Source organism: Paraburkholderia phenoliruptrix (genome assembly GCF_019511605.1).
GTDB lineage: Bacteria > Pseudomonadota > Gammaproteobacteria > Burkholderiales > Burkholderiaceae > Paraburkholderia > Paraburkholderia phenoliruptrix_A.
This window is the reverse complement of sequence record NZ_JAEUAV010000009.1, coordinates 39,758-58,330: the sequence shown is the minus strand read 5'-3', so window position 1 is coordinate 58,330 and position 18,573 is coordinate 39,758. Positions and strand designations below refer to the sequence as shown.

Genomic DNA, 18,573 nt, shown 5'->3' with positions numbered 1-18,573 from the left:
CCACGATGCGTCCAGGCGGTGCAATGCGGCAGGCCGATGAGGCTGCAGTGTGCCGATCTGCCACTGACCCGTAAGTGACGGGCACATTACAAGTCTGTTATCTGCGTAGACAGGCCCGGTTGCGGGCATCGTAGAATTGCCGTCGAGCAGTGTGGGCGCCGATAACCAACGCCCGCACGGGCATCATGCCGCACACGCCTGCGGGCACGCTCCGTGCAACTGCACTGGCATTCGGCTGCACGGCCATGCACATTCGTCACTCACCGAAATGGATGCACTTCACAACAAAGCCCGCCCGAGGGCGCTGCCATCCGAGGAATCGGCCTTCACCGGCTTCGTGCAGGTGCGTGGCGCGCGCGAACATAATCTGAAGAACGTCGACGTGCAAATTCCGCGCGATGCGCTGGTCGTCTTCACCGGCGTGTCGGGGTCGGGCAAATCGTCGCTCGCATTCGGCACGCTGTATGCCGAGGCGCAGCGGCGCTATTTCGAGTCGGTCGCGCCGTATGCGAGGCGTCTGATCGACCAGGTCGGCGTGCCCGAAGTGGACGCCATCGAAGGCCTGCCGCCTGCGGTCGCGTTGCAGCAGCAGCGCGGCACGCCGAGCGCGCGTTCGTCGGTTGGCAGCGTGACCACGCTGTCGAGCCTTGTGCGCATGCTTTATTCGCGCACCGGCGACTATCCGCCGAAGCAGCCCATGTTGTTTGCCGAAGATTTCTCGCCGAACACCGTGCAGGGCGCCTGTCCGACTTGCCACGGGCTTGGCCGCGTGTACGAGGTCACCGAACAATCGATGGTGCCGGACGACTCGCGAACCATTCGCGAGCGCGCAATCGCTGCATGGCCGCCCGCGTGGCACGGACAGAATCTGCGCGACATTCTGGTGACCCTGGGCTACGACGTCGACAAGCCGTGGCGCGACTTGCCGAAGAAAGACCGCGACTGGATTCTCTTCACCGACGAACAGCCGACCGTCCCCGTCTACGCCGGCCTCACGCCAAAGGAAACGCGCGCCGCGCTCAAACGTAAGGACGAGCCGAGCTATCAAGGCACCTTCACCGGCGCGCGCCGCTATGTGCTGCACACGTTCGCGAACACTCAAAGCGCGCTGATGAAAAAACGCGTGTCGCAATTCATGGTCGGCAGCGTGTGTCCGAGTTGCCATGGTAAGCGGCTGAAGAAGGAAGCGCTGTCGGTGACATTTGCCGGGCTCGACATCGGCGCGTTCTCGCAGTTGTCGCTTGCCGAACTGGCCGAGCTGCTCAAACCGATTGCGCGCGGTGAATGGCCTGAGCCAGATGCAGCAGATGCGGGCAAAGGCACGGCCAAAAGCACAGCCAAAGGCAGCGTGCTCAGCAGAAGCGAGATGCGCGACGCCGTCGACAAACGGGTCGCCGCAGGCGGTTCCGCGCATAAAGCCTCGCCCGACGTGCGCCGCACACCGAACCTTTCCACAGAAAAACGCGTTGCAGCACAACGCATTGCAGCGGAGTTGCTCGAACGTCTGACGACGCTTGTCGATCTGGGGCTGGGCTATCTTTCGCTGGAGCGTAGTACGCCCACGCTGTCATCAGGCGAACTGCAACGCCTGCGGCTCGCCACGCAGTTGGCGTCGCAGTTGTTCGGCGTCGTGTATGTGCTCGACGAGCCATCGGCCGGGCTGCATCCTGCCGATGGCGAAGCGTTGTTCAGCGCGCTCAATCGCCTGAAGGCTGCGGGCAATTCGTTGTTTGTCGTCGAACATGATCTGCAGATGATGCGGCGCGCCGACTGGCTCGTCGACGTGGGTCCGGCGGCCGGCGAGGCCGGCGGTCACGTGGTCTATAGCGGGCCGCCCGCCGGCCTCGCGAATTTTCAGGCGTCGCAAACAGGCGCGTATCTGTTTGCACCGCCCGAGCCCGCCGCACGCGTGCCGCGCGAACCCGCCGGCTGGCTGCGGCTCGTCGGCATCACGCGCAATAACCTGCATGAACTTGACGCGGCGTTTCCGCTCGGCTGCCTGACTGCCGTCACGGGCGTGTCGGGCTCGGGCAAGTCGAGCCTCGTGAGCCAGGCGTTGCCTGAACTGGTGGCAAGCCACCTTGGACGCGCGCTCGACAACCCGGACGACGACGAGCAGGACCCATTGCTTGCCGGTCCGAGCACGCCGACCGGCGGACGCATTACGGAAGGCATGGACGCGCTGCGCCGCCTCGTGCGCGTCGATCAGAAACCCATCGGCCGCACGCCGCGCTCCAACCTCGCCACCTATACAGGCCTGTTCGACCACGTGCGCAAGCTGTTCGCCGACACGCCGCTCGCCCGCAAGCGGCGCTACGGCGCAAGCCGCTTCTCGTTCAACGTGGCGCAAGGCCGTTGCCCAACGTGCGAGGGCGAAGGCTTCGTCAGCGTCGAACTGCTGTTTCTGCCGAGTGTCTATGCGCCTTGCTCGACGTGCCAGGGCACGCGTTACAACCCGCAGACGCTCGAAGTCACCTGGCGCGACAAGAACATCGCCGAGGTGCTTGGCATGACCGTGGGCGCCGCCTGCGATTTCTTCGCCGACGAGCCCAGCGTGATGCGCGCGCTGAACGTGCTGCGCGACATCGGCCTCGGCTATTTGCGGCTTGGTCAGCCGGCCACGGAATTGTCCGGTGGCGAAGCGCAACGCATCAAGCTCGCTACCGAACTGCAACGCGCGCAGCACGGCGACACGCTGTATATCCTCGACGAGCCGACCACGGGCCTGCATCCCGCCGACGTCGACCGGCTCATGTTGCAACTGCAGGGGCTCGTCGACGCCGGCAATACGGTGGTGCTGGTCGAACACGACATGCGGGTGGCGGCGCAGAGCGACTGGGTGATCGACGTCGGCCCGCACGCCGGCGAAGCTGGCGGGAAGATCGTGGCGAGCGGCACGCCCGAAGAAGTCGCGCGCGCGAAGGAAAGCCGCACCGCCGAGTATCTGCGGCAATACCTCTAGCCTGAAACGATCGAGCGTCCGGGCTGGCGAGTGTCGCTATCGCTTTGGCGACGAGCCGATTGCAGGAACTGATCTTCGCCACGAAAACCCGACGCGGGCTTCACGCCGATCTGACCCAAGCCGAAACTCAGCCCGGCCGACGCGAACCCTTGCAAGCGAGGGCTCCCTCGCGAGCCTCGCCGCTCGCCCGATTGATGACCAGCAGAATCCCCACGCCAGAGATCACTGTGCCGACGACCATCAGCCATGACAGCGGCTCCCGAAACATCGCCCATGCCCAGACCATCGTGACGGGCGGACTGAGGAATAGAACGCTTGTCACGCGAGCAGACGAAGACCGTTGCAGACACGCCCAGTACAGACCGCATCCGCCGAGCGTCGCGAGGATGGCGGTCCACGCGACGCTTGCCGCAAACCCGACCGAGGGAATCGGTGCGACTGGCCCCTGAGACGCTTGCAGCACCAGGAAGATGGGCGAGGAGACGAAGCTCTGCAGCCAGAGCATGCCGAGAGGACTCAGCTTGCCTTGGCTCGCCGAACATTGCTGCCAGACGGTAGCCGCCGCGAGCGATAGCATTCCGGCGACCGGCAGTGCATACGCCCACGCCGGTGCGGCCCCGAGCGAGACGGCATCGCGGCAGACAGTCAACGTGCCGGCGAGACCAAGCCCCAGCCCGGCCCATACGATCGACGGGCTGCGCTGATTGAACAGGCACGCCGACATCAGCACTACGCCGATGGGCAGCAAGTCCGCGATGAGCGCCGCGAGACCGGCCGGCACGCCGTGCTGAATGCCGCCCGCGACGCCCGCAAGGTAGCCCGCCATCGCCAACGTTCCTATGCAGGCTTGCCGGACCAGAACCGGCCGGCCCGCGTGCAGCATCTCTCGCGCGACGAACGGAAACAGGCCGATAGAGAGCACGACGAAGCGCCATAGCATGACCAGATAAACCGGCGCATAGTCCGCCGAGAACCGCATTCCCACGAAGCCCGAACTCCACGTGAGCACCATCGCCGCCTCGAGCACGGGTAGCGGCATGTGGTTCGACGCTGATGCGCGTCTGTCGGTGAAGGTTGTCGTCATGCATCTACCGTAGCGCGCTCCTGTCGATTCGAAAATCAAAATATACTGATCGGATCGTTCAATAACGCTAAACCATGGGAGGCCCGCGATGACCACTGTGCTAGACATCGAACTGCTGCGCACCTTCCACGCGGTTGCGCGGCTGGGCCGCTTCCGGGCGGCGGCCGAGCACGTCAACAAAAGTCCCGCGGCGGTGAGCCTGCAGATTCAGCGCCTCGAGGCCGTCGCGGGCGGCAGGCTGCTCGAACGGAACAACCAGGCGGTCACGCTGACCGTGCTCGGCAAGCGGCTGCTGTCGAGCACGGATGAGTTGCTGTCCGCGCACGACCGGCTAGTCGACGAGATCAAGGGAAAGCGCCTGGCGGGCCGCGTCGTGCTTGGCGTACCCGACGAATATGCTGCTCACGTGATTCACGACATCTTGCCGGGCTTCGCGACCAGTTGGCCCGACGTCGTGCTTGAAGTGAAGACTGCGCCGAGCCTGAAGCTGCGCGATCAGGTTGCGCGCGGCAAGCTCGACCTGGCGATCGTCGTTCAGCCGGCGCATCGGAGCAGGGCGGCAAATGTATTGACGCTCACGACGCCGGTTTGGGTCGGCAGCCCTATGTTCTCGCTTGACGACTCGCGTCCCGTTCCATTGGCTCTTTATGCCGAGCCCTGTCCGTATCGGCAGGCAATGATGGACGCACTGGAAGCTGCGGGGCGCAAGTGGCGAGTCGTGCTCGACAGCGGATCGACCCAGGTCATCAAGGCTTGTGTCGAATCGGGCCTGGCGGTCACGCTTCTCGATCGGGCCAAGGTCACCGCAAACATGCGTGTGATGGATGGTCTTCCACCTATCGGTGACCACGAAGTGGTGTTGATGCGTGCTAACACGGGCCGCGCGACGGAAGCGATCGACGTGCTTGCAACGGCGCTGCGGCAACAGTTTCGGCTTTGAGTGCAGGGCGGACCGCATTGGGGACGGACCGCGCATGATAGGCCGCCTGGCCGACCTGCTGCGCCCAGCGCAATGCTCCGACTTTTCCTGTCCGTGAGTGTCTGAATCATCTTCTTGACGGATTGTATGACAGGAATATAATCCGTCAACAGTACGACGGGCGTCTTTCCAACGACGAGCGGGCAGCAAAAAGCCAACGCCGACCTCACGGAGACAGCATATGCAGATGGATGCCAGCATCGGAGCACGTCTGGACAGACTTCCCTTGTCCGGGGTTCATTGGCGTCTGCTCGGCCTGATAGCGGCCGGCATGTACTTCGATTCCTTCGATATCTACATCGCCGGTACCGTGCTTGCTGCAATGGTCCACAGCGGAGAATCCACGCTTGGGCTCAATGCGACCTTCGTGTCGGTCACCTTCATCGGCATGATGGCGGGCGCCTGGCTCTCCGGCCTGCTCGGCGACCGCTTCGGGCGCCGCTTCTGCTATCAGTTCAACCTGGGCATCTATGGCTTCGCGTCAATCGCGGCGGCGCTCGCACCGTCAATGTATTGGCTGATCTTTTTCCGGCTCGTAATGGGGCTCGGCATGGGCGCCGAAATCGTCGTGGGATACGGCACGCTCAGCGAATTCATTCCCGCCGACTGGCGCGGTCGCTTCGGCACCATTCTCAATCTGATCATCAACACGTCGCTGTTTTTGTCGACGTTCCTTGGCTGGCTGATCGTGCCGCGCTACGGCTGGCGCTGGATGTTCGCCATCGCGGGATGCGGCGCGCTGATTGTCTGGTTCCTGCGTAAATCGATGCCCGAATCACCCCGTTGGCTCGCCTCACGTGGGCGCGGGGAAGAGGCGCGCAAAATCGTCGAACAATTCGAGGCGGCGTGCGGTACTTCGTCGGGGCACGCGCGGACCTTCACGAGTTCGCAGGCGGATGAAGCCTGGTCTCGCGATTCCGTCTCCTCGGGCCGACTCGCGGATCTCTTCTCGCGCCGCTTGCTGACGCGTACGATCACCGCGATTACAGTGCTCGTCGCACTTTTCACCGTCAATTATGCATTTGTCAGCTGGATACCGACATTCCTCGTCAAGCAAGGGCATAGCGTGTCGAACTCGCTCGGCATGACTGCGCTGATGTTCGCGGGCGGCCCCGTCGGTTCGCTGATCGCCTTCGCGCTAGCCGAGCGCGTTGGCAGGAAATGGGGCATTGTCGTATTTTCGCTGATCTGCGCGGCCTTCGCGCTCGCCTATCCGTTCGCGCAATCGACAGTAGCCATTACCGCGCTGGGTTTTGCAATCACGGCCGGCATCTATGTGTTGTCGTCGTTCAGCGTGGCCACCTATGTGCCGGAGCTCTTTCCGACCCAGTTGCGGTTGCGCGGCTCGGGTCTTGCCAACACGATGGGCCGCGGCGTCAGCATCGTCGTACCGTATGTCGTGGCAAGCGCATTCACGCGCTTTGGCATTGCGGGCGTGTTGACGCTGATAGTGGGCACGCTGTTGCTCCAGGCGCTGATCGTGGGCGTGCTCGGCGCCGAGACGAAGCACCGCTCGCTCGAAGCGATTGCCGCAGATGCTCACACCGGCGAAGTCGGCGCGCAGCGACCTCAGTCGACGGTGGCAACGGAGTAGGCCCTGTCGCCAATTCGTACGAATCAACACAAAAAAGGAGACTTCGGCATGTCATCGCCTACTGAGAGTTATCGGATCTACGCAGTCAAGTACGCGCACTTCGAGCGCCGTTCGGGCGAGAACTTCATTGGCGGCGATTCGCATGACGTGCCCATGCCGCTCGACTACTTCGTCTGGGCGGTGGTTGGCGAATCGCGGACCTTCATCGTCGACACCGGTTTCGATCAGGCGATGGCGGACAAGCGCGGCCGCACGATCACGAACACGGTCGAGCGTGGCCTGAACCGGATCGGCATACGAGCCGATGACGTGGAAGACGTCATCATCACGCATATGCATTACGACCACGCGGGCAATCACTCGCTGTTCCCGCGCGCGCGTTACCACATTCAGGACCGGGAAATGGCGTATTGCACGGGCCGTTGCATGTGTCATCACGCGCTTAGCCATCCGTTCGAGGCCGAGGACGTCAAGTCGATGGTGGGCCGCCTGTTCGATGGCCGCGTGCAGTTTCATGACGGCGCGTCGGAGATCGTGCCGGGACTCAGCGTGCACTGGGTCGGCGGACACACCAACGGCCTGCAGATCGTGCGCGTGCATACGCAGCGAGGCTGGGTGGTACTCGCGTCGGACGCCTCCCATTTCTACGCGAACATGCAGGATCACAGGCCCTTTCCTGTCGTCTACAACGTCGGCGACATGATCGAAGGCTACGAAGCGGCGCATCGGCTCGCGAGTTCGCCGAATCACGTCATTCCCGGCCACGACCCGGCGGTGCTGAGCCGCTATCCGTCCCATGATCGCGAGACGGACGGCTGGATCGTGCGTCTGGATGCACACGCGCGCTAGGTGAGGCAACGATGAGTTTGAAAGGCAAGGGCGCTCTCGTTACCGGTTCGTCGGGCGGATTGGGACTCGCCATCGCGCACGCGCTCGCGGCTGCGGGCGCCGACGTCGTATTGCACGGCCTCGAAGCGCCGCAGCAGATGATCAGTGTGACCGAAGAATTACAGCATTCATTCGGAGGCAACGTTCTCTACGTGCAGGCCGATCTTTCCACGCCGGCAGGTGTCGACGCATTGGTCGGCGCGGCAAGTGAGTGCGTCAAGTCGCTGGACGTGCTGATCAACAACGCGGTGGTCCGGCATTTCGAGCCCATTGAAAGCCTCCCGCTCGAACACTGGAATAACGCACTGGCGGTGAATCTGACGGCCGCACTGCGTGCAATACAGCTCGTGCTGCCCGGTATGCGCGAGCGCGGCTGGGGGCGCATTTTCAACATGACCTCGGTGTACGGCGCACGCGCAGTGGCCAATCGCGTCGACTACGTGACGACGAAGACCGCGTTGCTCGGGCTCACGCGATCAGTCGCCATCGAAACGCTGGGCGAGGGAATCACGTGCAACGCGATCTGTCCTGGATCGGTACTCACTCCAAACATTGACGGTCGCATCAACGCATTGATGACCGAGCGCGGGCTCGATCGCGGCGACGCTGTCCGTGAATTCCTGAGGGGCAAGCAGCCGACGGGCGAACTCGTGGAGGCTGCACACGTCGGCGATATGGTGGTATTTCTTTGCGGGCCGTCGGCCAGCCAGATTACCGGTGCAATGATGCCGATAGAAGGAGGCTGGCTTGCAAGCTGATTCCATCGATCCGGGCGCCGTGCGCAACGGCGAGCTGACGCGCAGTCTCGCGCGTTTCGTGGCGCAAACGCAATGGCGGGATCTGCCGGATACCGTGCGCAATGAGGCGAAACGCTCGCTCGTCAATTACTTTGCAGTGGCGCTGGCGGGCGCGCATGATCCGACGCTCGAGAAGGCCGTGTCCGTCTACAGCCGCTTTCGCGCGAACGACGGGGCGACGGTCGTCGGACGCAGCGAGCGTGCCGACATGCTGAGCGCCGCCGCCCTCAATGCGATGAGCGCAAACGTCTACGACTTCGACGACACGCACATTCCAAGCATCATCCATCCGACTGCGCCCGTCGCCGCGGCACTCTTCGCACTTGCCGAGCAGCACGCGCAGACGGGCGAAGCGCTGTTGCTTGCATTCGCGCTCGGCGTCGAAGTGGAGTGCCGCATTGGCAATGCGGTGTCGCCGGAACACTATCAGTGCGGCTGGCACATCACTTCGACTTGCGGCGTGTTTGGCGCGGCGGCCGCGGTTGCGAAAGCTCTTGCGCTTTCCGAGCGTGAGATCGTGTGGGCGCTCGGCAATGCGTCTGCGCAAGCCGGCGGCCTCGTCGAGACACTCGGAACCATGTCCAAGAGCATCAGCGTCGGCAACGCGGCCCGCAACGGACTGCTGTCGGCGTTGCTCGCCCTGCACGGCTTTTCCGGCCCCGATGCGCCGCTGGAAGGCAAGCATGGCTTCGTGCAGGTCGCCACGCCGAATCCGCACTGGCACGCGCTCACGCACGATTTGGGGCGTGAGTGGGCGCTGCTGAAGAACACGTATAAGCCGTATCCGTGCGGCGTCGTATTGAATCCGGTAATCGACGCGTGCCTCCATTTACGCGGCGACGCGCGCTGGTCGCTCGACGACGTCGAAATGATCGAGATAACGGGACATCCGCTGCTGCGCGAGCGCACCGACCGGCCGGGCGTTCGCACGGGCCGCGAGTCCCAGGTCAGTGCGCAGCATGCGGTGGCCGTTGTGCTTTCGCGCGGCAAAGCAGGGCTCGAGGAATTCAGTGATGCCGCCGTCGCCGATCCGTCGCTGCGCGCGTTGGCGAACCGGCTGCGTTTTGTCGATCAGCCGGCGTGGCCTGTCGAGTCGGCGCAAGTAACGATTGTTCTGCGATCCGGCGACCGTCTGTCGCATCGCGTGCAGGCGGCGCGCGGCAGTCTCGACGCACCGCTCGCAAACGGCGAACTTGCGGACAAGCTGCATCGGCTCTCGGCTTATGGCCGCTCTGGCATCGACCCGCAGCCGCTCGTCGAACGCCTGTGGAAGTTCGAGAGCGAGCCCGACGCCGCCGCCGTCGTGCGTCTCACATCGGCTAGCAGCCAGAATTGAAGCGCAGCTTTTACTCTTACGAGGATTGTCATGTCGAGTAGTCATGCAGCAAGTCAGCAAGGTAGTCAGCCTGTTGGTTTCGTCGGTGTCGGCACGATGGGCCGGCCGATGGCGCGGCGGTTGGTCGCAGCGGGGCACAACGTGGTTGTCTACGACCGCGATGACGCGGCGCTCGCGCAGCTCGAGGCGGTTGGTGCGCGGGCGACCGGGTCCGTTCGCGAGGTGGCCGATAGCGCACGCATCGTTTTCACGAGTTTGCCGACGCCCGCCATTTTCCGGCAGGTGGCGGTCGGAGCGGGCGGCCTGATAGAGGGCGAAGCAATCAGGATCATGGTCGATCTGTCGACCGTCGGTTCGCGTATGGAAAAGGAAGTTGCCGACGCTCTGCTAGCGAGGGGAATCGAAACGGTCGATGCGCCGGTGAGCGGCGGGGCCGCGGGCGCGACGAAGGGCACGCTCGCAATCATGGCGGCCGGCAATCCTGCCGCGCTGGAAGAAGTGCGCGGCCTCTTCGAAGTGCTCGGCAAAGTGTTCGTGGTCGGCGACAAGGCGGGCCAGGGGCAATTGCTGAAGCTGCTGAACAACATGTTGTCGTCCACCGCGTTTGCAATCACGTCGGAGGCGTTCGTCGCGGGTGTACGCGGCGGGCTCGACCCGGAAGTCATGATGTCCGTGATCAATGCGGGCAGCGGCAAGAACGGCGCCACGCTCGACAAGTTCCCGAAGCACGTTCTGCCGCGCACGTTCGATTTCGGCTTTCCGGTTGCAAGCGTCTGCAAGGACATCGGCCTTGCCGTCGACGAATGCCAGGCGCTAGGCGTGCCGATGTGGATCGGCAGCGTCGCGCGCCAGGTGTGGAACTACGCGGCCATGCAGGACGGTACTGCGCGCGACATGACGGAACTCGTCAAGTACGTCGAGCGCTGGTCGTCGGTCGACGGCCTGCCGGCCTGAGCCGCGTCCGCGATTGAATCTCGCTTGATGCCGCTGCATTGGAAACCTGAACCTCAAGACTACGGAGATCCGAATGATTGTTGAAATGCGTATCTATCATTGCGCGCCGACGCGCCTGCCGGCCTTGCTCGATCGCTTCACGTCGACAACGCTTGGCTTTTTCGAAAAACACGGGATCGAGCAGATCGGCTTCTGGACGACGCTGATTGGCCCGGACAACCACGCGCTCACCTACATGCTGAAGTGGGAAAGCCTCGCCGAGCGCGAGCAGAAGTGGAACGCGTTTCAGGCCGACGCCGAATGGATCGCCAAGCGCAACGCGACAGAAGCCGAAAAGCCGATTGTCGCGCGCATTGAAAATCACTTCCTGACGCCCACCGCGTTCTCGGCGCTGCGCTAGGAGCCGAACGGTCATGACAGAACGAAAGCGTATTGGCTTCATTGGGCTTGGCATGATGGGCGCGCCGATGGTGCAGTGTCTGGTCAACGCAGGCTTTGAGCTGTTCATCGACGACGCGGACGCAGAGCGCGCGCAAACGCTTGCAGCGCAGACCGGAGCCCAGCGTCTGCACAAGGACACGGCCGCGTCGCTGGACGCATTGATCACGATGCTGCCGAATTCGGCCATCGTCGAAAGTGTGCTGCTGGGCGGCGGCGGGCACGGGTGGGCGAGCGCGCTCGCGAAGGAAGCGGTGGTGATCGACATGAGTTCGTCGGAACCTGAACGCTCGCGCAAGCTCGGCGCGGTGCTCGAAGAGCGCGGCCTTGCGTATCTGGATGCGCCGGTTTCAGGCGGCGTGAAGAAAGCGAAGGACGGCACGCTGGCCATTCTGGTTGGCGGCCGCGCGGAAGTGCTTGCGCGCTGTGAGGCCATTCTCGAAGCAATGGGCAAGAGCATTCTGCACATTGGCGGCGCGGGCGCCGGCCATGCGGCGAAGGCGCTGAACAACTACGTGTCGGCTGCCGCGCTTGCCGCAACGGTCGAGGCGCTGCACGTCGCTCAACGCTTCGGCATAGAGCCCGCCGTGATGACGGACGTGCTCAATGCGTCGACGGGCCGCAGCAATACGTCGGAAAACAAGGTCAGGCAGTTCATGCTGAGCGGCACGTTCGCGTCCGGCTTCGCGCTGCAGTTGATGAACAAGGACCTGAAGATCGCACGGGCACTCGCGCAGTCGGTCGGCTATCCGATGACGCTCGGCGCGCAATGCGCGGCAATGTGGGATGAAGCCGCGCAACGTTCAACACCCGCGACCGACCATACAGAAATGTACCGCCTCCTCGAAGGCGATGCTCTCTGATCTTTTCGTACTGGAGCCTGGAATGTCACATGCAGGTCAGTTTTATATCGACGGGCAGTGGGTCGAGCCCGCGTCTGCCCGATGGTTCGACATTGTCGATCCGTCCACCGAAGTGCCGTTCGAACGGCTCGCGCTTGGCAATGCGCAAGATGTCGACCGCGCTGTGGCAGCCGCGCGTCGCGCCTTTCCTGGCTGGTCGGCAACGGGCGTCGCAGAACGCGTTGCATTGCTGCGGCGCGTGCTGAGCATCTATGAGCGCCGCTACGACGAATTCGCGGAGACAATGCGCCGCGAGATGGGGGCGCCCATTACGTTCGCGCGCAACGGGCAAGCCGCGCGCGGGCCGGCACACCTGAACGCGTTAATCGAGGTGCTCGAGCGTTTCCGGTTCGAGGAGCAGCGGGGCAACACACGCATCGTGCTCGAAGCTATCGGCGTATGCGGACTGATCACGCCGTGGAACTGGCCCGTTAACCAGATTGTCGTGAAGATCGCGCCCGCGCTCGCCGCCGGTTGCACGATGGTGCTCAAGCCTAGCGAATATTCGCCGCTGAGCGCGCTGCTCTTCGCCGAGGTGCTCGACGAAGCGCAAGTGCCCGCGGGCGTATTCAATCTCGTGAACGGCGACGGTCCGGGCGTGGGCGAAGCGATTGCCAGCCATCCCGATGTGGACATGGTGTCATTCACCGGATCGACGCGCGCGGGCGTGCTGGTCGCGCAGGCGGCTGCGCCGGGCGTCAAGCGCGTCGCGCAGGAACTGGGCGGCAAATCCGCGAACATTCTCCTCGACGACGTCGATCTCGACGAAGCCGTGAAGCGCGGCGTCGCCGCGTGCTTCACGAATTCGGGCCAGTCGTGTTCCATTCCGACGCGTATGCTCGTGCCGCGTCATCTGATGAACGACGCAATGCAGATTGCAAAGCGCGCGGCGCAGTCTTATCGCGTCGGGCCGACCGACGATCCGTCCACGCAACTCGGGCCGCTCGTGAACCGCAATCAGTTTGAACGCGTACAGACGCTGATCCAGCAAGGCATCGATGAAGGCGCGCGCCTTGTAACGGGCGGCACCGGATTGCCGGCGGGTATCGAAAAGGGCTACTACGCCAGGCCGACTGTCTTTGCGGACGTCACGCCCGACATGACGATTGCCCGCGAGGAAATCTTCGGCCCGGTGCTCTCGATGATTCCATACGACAGCGAAGACGAAGCGATCGCTATTGCGAACGGCACCGAGTATGGCCTTGCCGCTTACGTTCAATCGGCAGATCTGTCTCGCGCGCGCAAGGTAGGTCGTGCGCTGCGCGCGGGCGGCGTACATCTGAACTATCCGCCCGCTGACTTCAACGCGCCGTTCGGCGGCTACAAGCGGTCGGGAAACGGGCGCGAGTGGGGCGAAGCAGGCTTGCGGGAGTATCTCGAAGTGAAGGCGCTGGTCGGTTACGGCGCTGAGTGACGGTTGCCGGGCCGGGAGCCTATGAGCGGCGAACGGTGAGCAGACGGCAGGTAGGCCAAAAAAATTTTACGTGTTTGAATTGTCGGACAATCATCGTGTCATGCAAACTGTGTGCGCGAGAATTGGTGGACGGGTAAGGCAACTGAGAGGAGTAAGGATGGACAGCACAAACCAACGTTTCGAAAAGGGCTTCGAGAACCGCAAGGAAGTGCTCGGGGCAGCGCATGTCGAGAAGTCGTGGGCCAATGCAGACGACTTCAATCGACCGATGCAGAAGTACGTCACCGAGTGTTGCTGGGGCGACATCTGGGGCGACACGACACTGCCGTTCAAGACGCGCAGTCTGCTCAACCTGGGGATGCTCACGGCGATGAGCCAGCATCACGAATTGTCGGTGCACGTAAAGGGCGCGCTGCGCAACGGCGCGACGAAAGAAGAAATTCGCGCGGTGCTGATGCAGGCGGCCATCTACTGCGGCGTGCCGCTCGCTCTCGCCGCTTTTCGCGTGGCGAGCGAGGCCATCAATGCATACGAAGCGGAGACTTCGGCAGCCTGATGTTACGCGGGCGCGCGTCACCGCGCGCGCCTGGCAACGCAATAACATTCAAAGGAGACAGCGATGAAGACTCTCACCGCGACTGATCTGGTTCAGTCCGAACAGGAGCAGTCGATAGAAACGAAAAGACGCAATGCGATCAAAGGCGCATTCTTTTCCGAGTACATCGATATGTTCGACATTTACCTGCCGGTCGTCGTGTTGTCGCCGGTGCTCGCGTTCTTCCAGCCACCGCATCTGTCAGGCGGCATGGAAACGATTCTTGCGTCGCTGGTGTTCATCACGACACTGCTCGGGCGGCCAATCGGCGCGCTGCTGTTCGGGATGGTCGCGGACCGCATTGGCCGCCGCAAGGCATCGATCTGGTCGGTGTCGGGCTTCGGCATCGTCACGCTGCTGATCGCGCTGCTTCCGGGCTACGAGAGCATTGGCATCGCGTCGTACTGGGCGCTGGTGCTGCTGCGCTTTGTGGACGGCATTTTTCTCGGCGGTGGCTATACCGGCGCGATGCCGCTTGCCATCGAATACTCCAGGAAGTCGCAGCGCGGCTTCGTCGGCGGCTTCATCATTGCGGGTTTTCCCGCTGCGTATGTGTCGATCAACCTCGTCGCGATGCTGATGTTCGCGCTGTTTCCGCTTAACGGCATGAACTCGCCGTATGCGCAGTGGGGCTGGCGCATTCCATTCGTGCTGGGCGCGGTGCTCGCGGGTGTTCTCGCGATGTACTACGTGCGCAAGGTCGCCGAATCGGAAATCTGGAAAAGTGAAACGGCAGGCAAGGCGGACCAGCCCGAGAAGCTGCCGCTCACCGACTTGCTGCACGGCAAGAGCGGACGCAACCTGCTGCAGGTGCTGCTGATGATGACGGGCTTCTGGCTCACGCAAAACATCATCACGATCTTCCTGCCTACCGGTCTTCTCGTGAAGACGCTTCATCTGACGGGCTTTCAGATGACGTCGACCCTAATGATCACGTACTTCGTGCTGTTCTTCAGCTACATCGGCTCGGGGATGATCGCGCAGGTGATCGGGCGGCGGCGTTTCTTTGCAATTGTCGGCCCGCTCATCGCGACGCTCGGCGCGGCGCTGCTGTATGTGCTGGCGAACGTCGAGGGACTGTCTCTGACGACGATCATCGTGCTCGTTTGCCTGCTCGCGGTACTCGTGACCTCGCCCTGGGGCGTGATCGTCACCTACATCAACGAACGCTTCGTCACCGATGTGCGCGCGACAGGCTTTGGCGTCGGCTTCAGCCTGTCGGTGATCATCCCGTCGTTCTACGCGTTCTATATGGACTGGCTAAGCGCGTTCATGCCGTTGCGGCTGACCTCGGTGGTGCTGCTGTGCATCGGCGGACTGATCGGCGCGGTCGGTGCCCTGATGGGACCGGAGACGAAAGACGTGGACTTCTGAAACATAGCGACCTGTAAGGAACAGCGGAAATGAACAAGGAAAGGATCGGGTTCATCGGCCTTGGCAACATGGGCGGGCGCATGACGTGCCGTCTCGTCGACGCGGGCTTCGCGGTGCTCGGCTACGACACCGTGCCTGAGCGGGTGAGCCACGCGGGCGCGCAGCCTGCCGGGACGCTGGCCGACGTCATGAAATTTGCCGACGTCGTATTGATGTCGCTGCCCGACAGCAAGGTTGTGGAAGCCGTGGTCGAAGGCGAGGGCGGCGTGCTGGCGAATTGTCGCGCTGGACAGATCGTGGTTGATCTCAGCACGGCCGCTGCAAGCTCGACAATACGGCTCGCGCAGCGCTTCGCACAGAGCGGCGTTCAGTATGTCGACGCCGGAATTTCCGGCGGTGCGGCTGCGGCCGAGAAAGGCACGCTGACGCTGATGGTGGGTGGCGAGTCGGAGGCGGTCCAGGCGCTGGATTGGGTGTTCGCGCCCATCGCGTCGAAGGTTGCACACATGGGCGGCAGCGGCGCGGGCCACACCACCAAGCTGCTGAACAACTTTCTTAACGCGGTCAGCCTTGCGGCCAGCGCGGAAGTCATGGTCGCGGGCAAGAAGGCCGGGCTCGATCTGCATTTGCTGCTCGACGTGCTCAACAGCAGCAGCGGCGTGAACTTCGCGACGCTGAATCGCTTTCCCAGGATCGTGGACGGCGACTATCTGGAAGGCGGCCTGACCGGCAAGCTGATGACCAAGGACGTGGTGCTTTACGTCGATCGCGCGCGCGAGTTGGGTGTCGTATCGCTGAACGCGTCGGGGCCGCTCGCGAGTTTCGGCCTCGGCACGGCGCTCGGCTATGGCGATGTCATCAGCAACCGGGTGGTCGATGCGATTGGAGACGTATCGGGCGGCGTGCGGCTCTTCGACGGCGCGCGCAAAAGTTCATAACAGGGGAAGCATTCATGAAGGTATTTCACGGCAGGGCAGAAGGAAAGATGTCGGAGCAGCGCGGCGAGACCTTTTCGGGCACGGTCTGGGCCGACCCGGTCATGCCGGCGACTGACGGCGTGACAATCAACACCGTCTTTTTCGCACCGCGTGGCCGCACGTATTGGCATGCGCACGAGCACGGACAGGTGTTGCAGGTGACGGCGGGCAAGGGTTGGGTCTGCAAGGAAGGCGAGGCGCCGCAGGAAATCCGCCAGGGCGACATCGTCTTTATCGGGCCCAACGAGCGGCACTGGCACGGGGCAAGCGACGGCAGCTACATGGTCCATATCGCCACGTCCATCGGCAAGTCGATGTGGCAGGAGGAAGTGGCGGAAGCCGATTATCCGCAGGGACTCGGCGCGCGTTGACGCGCCAGGCTGTGCGCCACGCGGCCTGCGCCGCGTTTGCGCGGCTGCATGAAGCGGCGACATCATGGGGGAGTGAGTGAATGGATGAACGAGCGCAGCCGGCGCATGCGTCGCGCGAGCCGCAGCAGATCAGGAACGACTTCGTGCGCGTGCACGGCGTCTGGAACGCGGCGTGGGACAGTATGCTTCGTCTGGACGCGGGTTTTGTCGACGCGTATTTACAGTTCTCGGCGGTACCTCAACGCAGGAATCATCTCGACGATAAAGTGCGTGCATTCATTGCGCTCGCCGCCGATGCATGCGCCACGCAGCTTTATGCGCCGGGCGTCGCACATCACCTTGAGCGCGCGCTTGCATGCGGCGCGACAGCCGAGGAACTGATGGAAGTGCTCGAGCTGATCAGCACGATAGGCATTCATACCAGCAACGTCGGCGTGCCTGTGCTGCTGGAAGTACTGGAAGAGGAGGGGCTGCGCTCAGGCCCCGTGCCGCTCGACGAAAGGCGCAGCGCGCTGAAAGAAGCGTTCGAGAAGAACCGCGGTTACTGGCATGCCACGTGGGAAGGCCTGCTCGAACTCGACCCTGATCTTTTCGAGGCGTATGTCGAATTTTCTTCGGTGCCGTGGCGTACCGGTGTGCTGAGTCCGAAAATCAAGGAGTTCATGTATTGCGCGTTCGACGCGTCGTCGACGCATCTGTATGTGCCGGGGCTCAAGCTGCATATGCGAAACGCTCTGCGCTACGGCGCGACGGCGGAAGAACTGATGGAACTGCTCGAGATTGTCAGTACCACGGGAATTCACGGCGCAGAGCTCGGCGCCCCGCTGCTGGAAGCGGCGCTCGCAAAACGGCGCACTGCCACGTAGATCCGACTCGCCGAAGCGGCCGGACAGTACTTCAGGCGTGCGGCTTGCGCAGTGAGTCGAGGCAACCGCCGTGTTCCGCATATATCAGCCGGCGCCAGTCCACACCAATCGCCTGATTAGACCAACGGTGAAGTATGATGGCGGTTGGATTTTTGTCGGACGGGAAGACAATAATGTCGACTGATATTGGGTTGATCCGGCCTGAGACGCTGCGTCATCGGGTTGAAAACGTACTGCGCGAGGCCATCATGAGTGGACGCTTCGCGCCGGGCGCGCGTCTGATTGAACGCGAGCTGTGCGAGACGCTGGGCGTCAGCCGCACTTCCGTGCGCGAGGCTCTGCGCAAGCTGGAGGCGGAAAAGCTGGTGCGCAATGTGCCGCATAAGGGACCCGTGGTCGCGGTCATGTCGCGGGCCGAAGCCGCCGAACTTTACGCGTTGCGCGCTTTGCTCGAAGGGTTTGCGGCGCACGAGTTCGCGCGGCTTGCCAGCGACGAAGCCATCGCCGAGTTTGGCAGTGCCGCCAAGACATTGCGTGCGCACGCGACGGCACATGACCAGGAAGGCGTTCTGAAGGCCAAGGCGGCTCTTTACGACGTGTTGCTCGACCATTGCGGCAATCACCTTGTCAAGGAGATCCTGAACAGCCTCTATTCGCGGGTGAACCTGTTGCGCGCGACGTCCCTGATGCATCCTGACCGGCTGCCCAGCAGCCTGCGCGAAATCGACAAGCTGTACAAAGCGTTGAAGGCGCGCGACGCGGAGGCGGCCCAGCAGCTTGCGCGCCAGCACGTGCTGAACGCGGAGAAAGCGGCGTTGCGCATGCTTGAAGAGCAGGACGAGGACGACGCGCCTGCTTCGTCTGCAACTCTCGAGGGTAGTTGAGCGTTTGCAGCAAGGGGATGTCGGGCGAGCGGCCCCAGATAGTGCGTGACGCGAGGCCGCGACATCGCTAGCATAAGACCGAGTGTGCGGTGACATCCGGCGTGGACGTGCTGCACTGCCGCATGCCGTCGCCACGAGTCGCGCGGTGCGCGCGCTCA

17 protein-coding genes are annotated in these 18,573 nt (G+C 63.1%); 16 read left to right on the top strand and 1 reads right to left on the bottom strand.

Translation table 11 applies throughout. The annotated features are described in order from the left end of the window. Nucleotides 1–268: 268 nt before the first annotated feature. On the top strand, nucleotides 269–2,962 hold the full coding sequence (locus tag JNB89_RS14205) for an excinuclease ABC subunit UvrA (RefSeq protein WP_220362597.1): 2,694 nt from the start codon (nucleotides 269–271) through the stop codon (nucleotides 2,960–2,962). A 127-nt stretch (nucleotides 2,963–3,089) separates the two neighbouring features. Here JNB89_RS14205 and JNB89_RS14200 read toward each other — a convergent pair whose 3' ends face one another. After that, nucleotides 3,090–4,046 carry a DMT family transporter gene (locus JNB89_RS14200; protein ID WP_223216751.1) on the bottom strand — a complete coding sequence of 319 codons (957 nt, stop codon included), beginning with the start codon at nucleotides 4,044–4,046 and terminating at the stop codon, nucleotides 3,090–3,092. Between the two features lie 88 nt (nucleotides 4,047–4,134). Here JNB89_RS14200 and JNB89_RS14195 point away from each other — a divergent pair, with 88 nt between their 5' ends. The 15 genes from JNB89_RS14195 to JNB89_RS14125 all read left to right on the top strand — a co-directional run bounded on the left by JNB89_RS14195 (nucleotide 4,135) and on the right by JNB89_RS14125 (nucleotide 18,415). Further along, nucleotides 4,135–4,986 (top strand): LysR substrate-binding domain-containing protein, encoded by an 852-nt coding sequence (locus tag JNB89_RS14195; RefSeq protein ID WP_220362596.1) that lies wholly within the window; start codon nucleotides 4,135–4,137, stop codon nucleotides 4,984–4,986. Between the two features lie 220 nt (nucleotides 4,987–5,206). Further along, nucleotides 5,207–6,619 carry an MFS transporter gene (locus JNB89_RS14190; RefSeq protein ID WP_220362595.1) on the top strand — a complete coding sequence of 471 codons (1,413 nt, stop codon included), beginning with the start codon at nucleotides 5,207–5,209 and terminating at the stop codon, nucleotides 6,617–6,619. 48 nt (nucleotides 6,620–6,667) lie between these two features. Continuing rightward, on the top strand, nucleotides 6,668–7,468 hold the full coding sequence (locus JNB89_RS14185) for an N-acyl homoserine lactonase family protein (RefSeq protein ID WP_220362594.1): 801 nt from the start codon (nucleotides 6,668–6,670) through the stop codon (nucleotides 7,466–7,468). Nucleotides 7,469–7,479: 11 nt separating this feature from the next. After that, nucleotides 7,480–8,265, top strand: a complete 786-nt coding sequence (locus JNB89_RS14180; protein WP_220362593.1) for an SDR family oxidoreductase — start codon at nucleotides 7,480–7,482, stop codon at nucleotides 8,263–8,265. Beyond that, complete coding sequence (locus tag JNB89_RS14175; protein ID WP_220362592.1) at nucleotides 8,255–9,640, top strand: MmgE/PrpD family protein; 1,386 nt, start codon at nucleotides 8,255–8,257, stop codon at nucleotides 9,638–9,640. The genes JNB89_RS14180 and JNB89_RS14175 overlap by 11 nt, the downstream gene beginning before the upstream one ends. Nucleotides 9,641–9,670: 30 nt before the next feature. Further along, a complete protein-coding gene (locus tag JNB89_RS14170; RefSeq protein ID WP_220362591.1) occupies nucleotides 9,671–10,594 on the top strand; it encodes an NAD(P)-dependent oxidoreductase in 924 nt (307 codons plus the stop codon). 73 nt (nucleotides 10,595–10,667) lie between these two features. After that, nucleotides 10,668–10,994, top strand: coding sequence for an NIPSNAP family protein (locus JNB89_RS14165; RefSeq protein WP_013339639.1), 327 nt, complete (start codon nucleotides 10,668–10,670; stop codon nucleotides 10,992–10,994). 13 nt (nucleotides 10,995–11,007) lie between these two features. After that, entirely contained in the window at nucleotides 11,008–11,895 is an 888-nt protein-coding gene (locus JNB89_RS14160) for an NAD(P)-dependent oxidoreductase (RefSeq protein WP_220362590.1), read from the top strand. Nucleotides 11,896–11,917: 22 nt separating this feature from the next. Further along, nucleotides 11,918–13,348, top strand: coding sequence for an aldehyde dehydrogenase family protein (locus tag JNB89_RS14155; protein WP_220362589.1), 1,431 nt, complete (start codon nucleotides 11,918–11,920; stop codon nucleotides 13,346–13,348). A 157-nt stretch (nucleotides 13,349–13,505) separates the two neighbouring features. After that, nucleotides 13,506–13,904 carry a carboxymuconolactone decarboxylase family protein gene (locus tag JNB89_RS14150; protein ID WP_013339636.1) on the top strand — a complete coding sequence of 133 codons (399 nt, stop codon included), beginning with the start codon at nucleotides 13,506–13,508 and terminating at the stop codon, nucleotides 13,902–13,904. A 63-nt stretch (nucleotides 13,905–13,967) separates the two neighbouring features. Then, nucleotides 13,968–15,317, top strand: a complete 1,350-nt coding sequence (locus JNB89_RS14145) for an MFS transporter (protein WP_013339635.1) — start codon at nucleotides 13,968–13,970, stop codon at nucleotides 15,315–15,317. A 29-nt stretch (nucleotides 15,318–15,346) separates the two neighbouring features. After that, nucleotides 15,347–16,255, top strand: coding sequence for an NAD(P)-dependent oxidoreductase (locus JNB89_RS14140; RefSeq protein ID WP_220362588.1), 909 nt, complete (start codon nucleotides 15,347–15,349; stop codon nucleotides 16,253–16,255). A gap of 14 nt (nucleotides 16,256–16,269) precedes the next feature. Further along, complete coding sequence (locus JNB89_RS14135; RefSeq protein ID WP_220362587.1) at nucleotides 16,270–16,665, top strand: cupin domain-containing protein; 396 nt, start codon at nucleotides 16,270–16,272, stop codon at nucleotides 16,663–16,665. An 80-nt stretch (nucleotides 16,666–16,745) separates the two neighbouring features. Then, on the top strand, nucleotides 16,746–17,531 hold the full coding sequence (locus JNB89_RS14130) for a carboxymuconolactone decarboxylase family protein (protein ID WP_220362586.1): 786 nt from the start codon (nucleotides 16,746–16,748) through the stop codon (nucleotides 17,529–17,531). Between the two features lie 173 nt (nucleotides 17,532–17,704). Continuing rightward, nucleotides 17,705–18,415 carry a GntR family transcriptional regulator gene (locus JNB89_RS14125; protein ID WP_135893998.1) on the top strand — a complete coding sequence of 237 codons (711 nt, stop codon included), beginning with the start codon at nucleotides 17,705–17,707 and terminating at the stop codon, nucleotides 18,413–18,415. Nucleotides 18,416–18,573: the final 158 nt, after the last annotated feature.

Bases quoted from the DNA above. Each gene is read 5' to 3' on its own strand.
- JNB89_RS14130 (WP_220362586.1), top strand. From the start codon at position 16,746: ATGGATGAACGAGCGCAGCCGGCGCATGCGTCGCGCGAGCCGCAGCAG.
- JNB89_RS14140 (WP_220362588.1), top strand. From the start codon at position 15,347: ATGAACAAGGAAAGGATCGGGTTCATCGGCCTTGGCAACATGGGCGGG.
- JNB89_RS14135 (WP_220362587.1), top strand. From the start codon at position 16,270: ATGAAGGTATTTCACGGCAGGGCAGAAGGAAAGATGTCGGAGCAGCGC.
- JNB89_RS14125 (WP_135893998.1), top strand. From the start codon at position 17,705: ATGTCGACTGATATTGGGTTGATCCGGCCTGAGACGCTGCGTCATCGG.
- JNB89_RS14170 (WP_220362591.1), top strand. From the start codon at position 9,671: ATGTCGAGTAGTCATGCAGCAAGTCAGCAAGGTAGTCAGCCTGTTGGT.
- JNB89_RS14145 (WP_013339635.1), top strand. From the start codon at position 13,968: ATGAAGACTCTCACCGCGACTGATCTGGTTCAGTCCGAACAGGAGCAG.
- JNB89_RS14185 (WP_220362594.1), top strand. From the start codon at position 6,668: ATGTCATCGCCTACTGAGAGTTATCGGATCTACGCAGTCAAGTACGCG.
- JNB89_RS14190 (WP_220362595.1), top strand. From the start codon at position 5,207: ATGCAGATGGATGCCAGCATCGGAGCACGTCTGGACAGACTTCCCTTG.
- JNB89_RS14160 (WP_220362590.1), top strand. From the start codon at position 11,008: ATGACAGAACGAAAGCGTATTGGCTTCATTGGGCTTGGCATGATGGGC.
- JNB89_RS14165 (WP_013339639.1), top strand. From the start codon at position 10,668: ATGATTGTTGAAATGCGTATCTATCATTGCGCGCCGACGCGCCTGCCG.
- JNB89_RS14195 (WP_220362596.1), top strand. From the start codon at position 4,135: ATGACCACTGTGCTAGACATCGAACTGCTGCGCACCTTCCACGCGGTT.
- JNB89_RS14155 (WP_220362589.1), top strand. From the start codon at position 11,918: ATGTCACATGCAGGTCAGTTTTATATCGACGGGCAGTGGGTCGAGCCC.
- JNB89_RS14200 (WP_223216751.1), bottom strand. From the start codon at position 4,046: ATGACGACAACCTTCACCGACAGACGCGCATCAGCGTCGAACCACATG.
- JNB89_RS14205 (WP_220362597.1), top strand. From the start codon at position 269: ATGGATGCACTTCACAACAAAGCCCGCCCGAGGGCGCTGCCATCCGAG.
- JNB89_RS14150 (WP_013339636.1), top strand. From the start codon at position 13,506: ATGGACAGCACAAACCAACGTTTCGAAAAGGGCTTCGAGAACCGCAAG.
- JNB89_RS14180 (WP_220362593.1), top strand. From the start codon at position 7,480: ATGAGTTTGAAAGGCAAGGGCGCTCTCGTTACCGGTTCGTCGGGCGGA.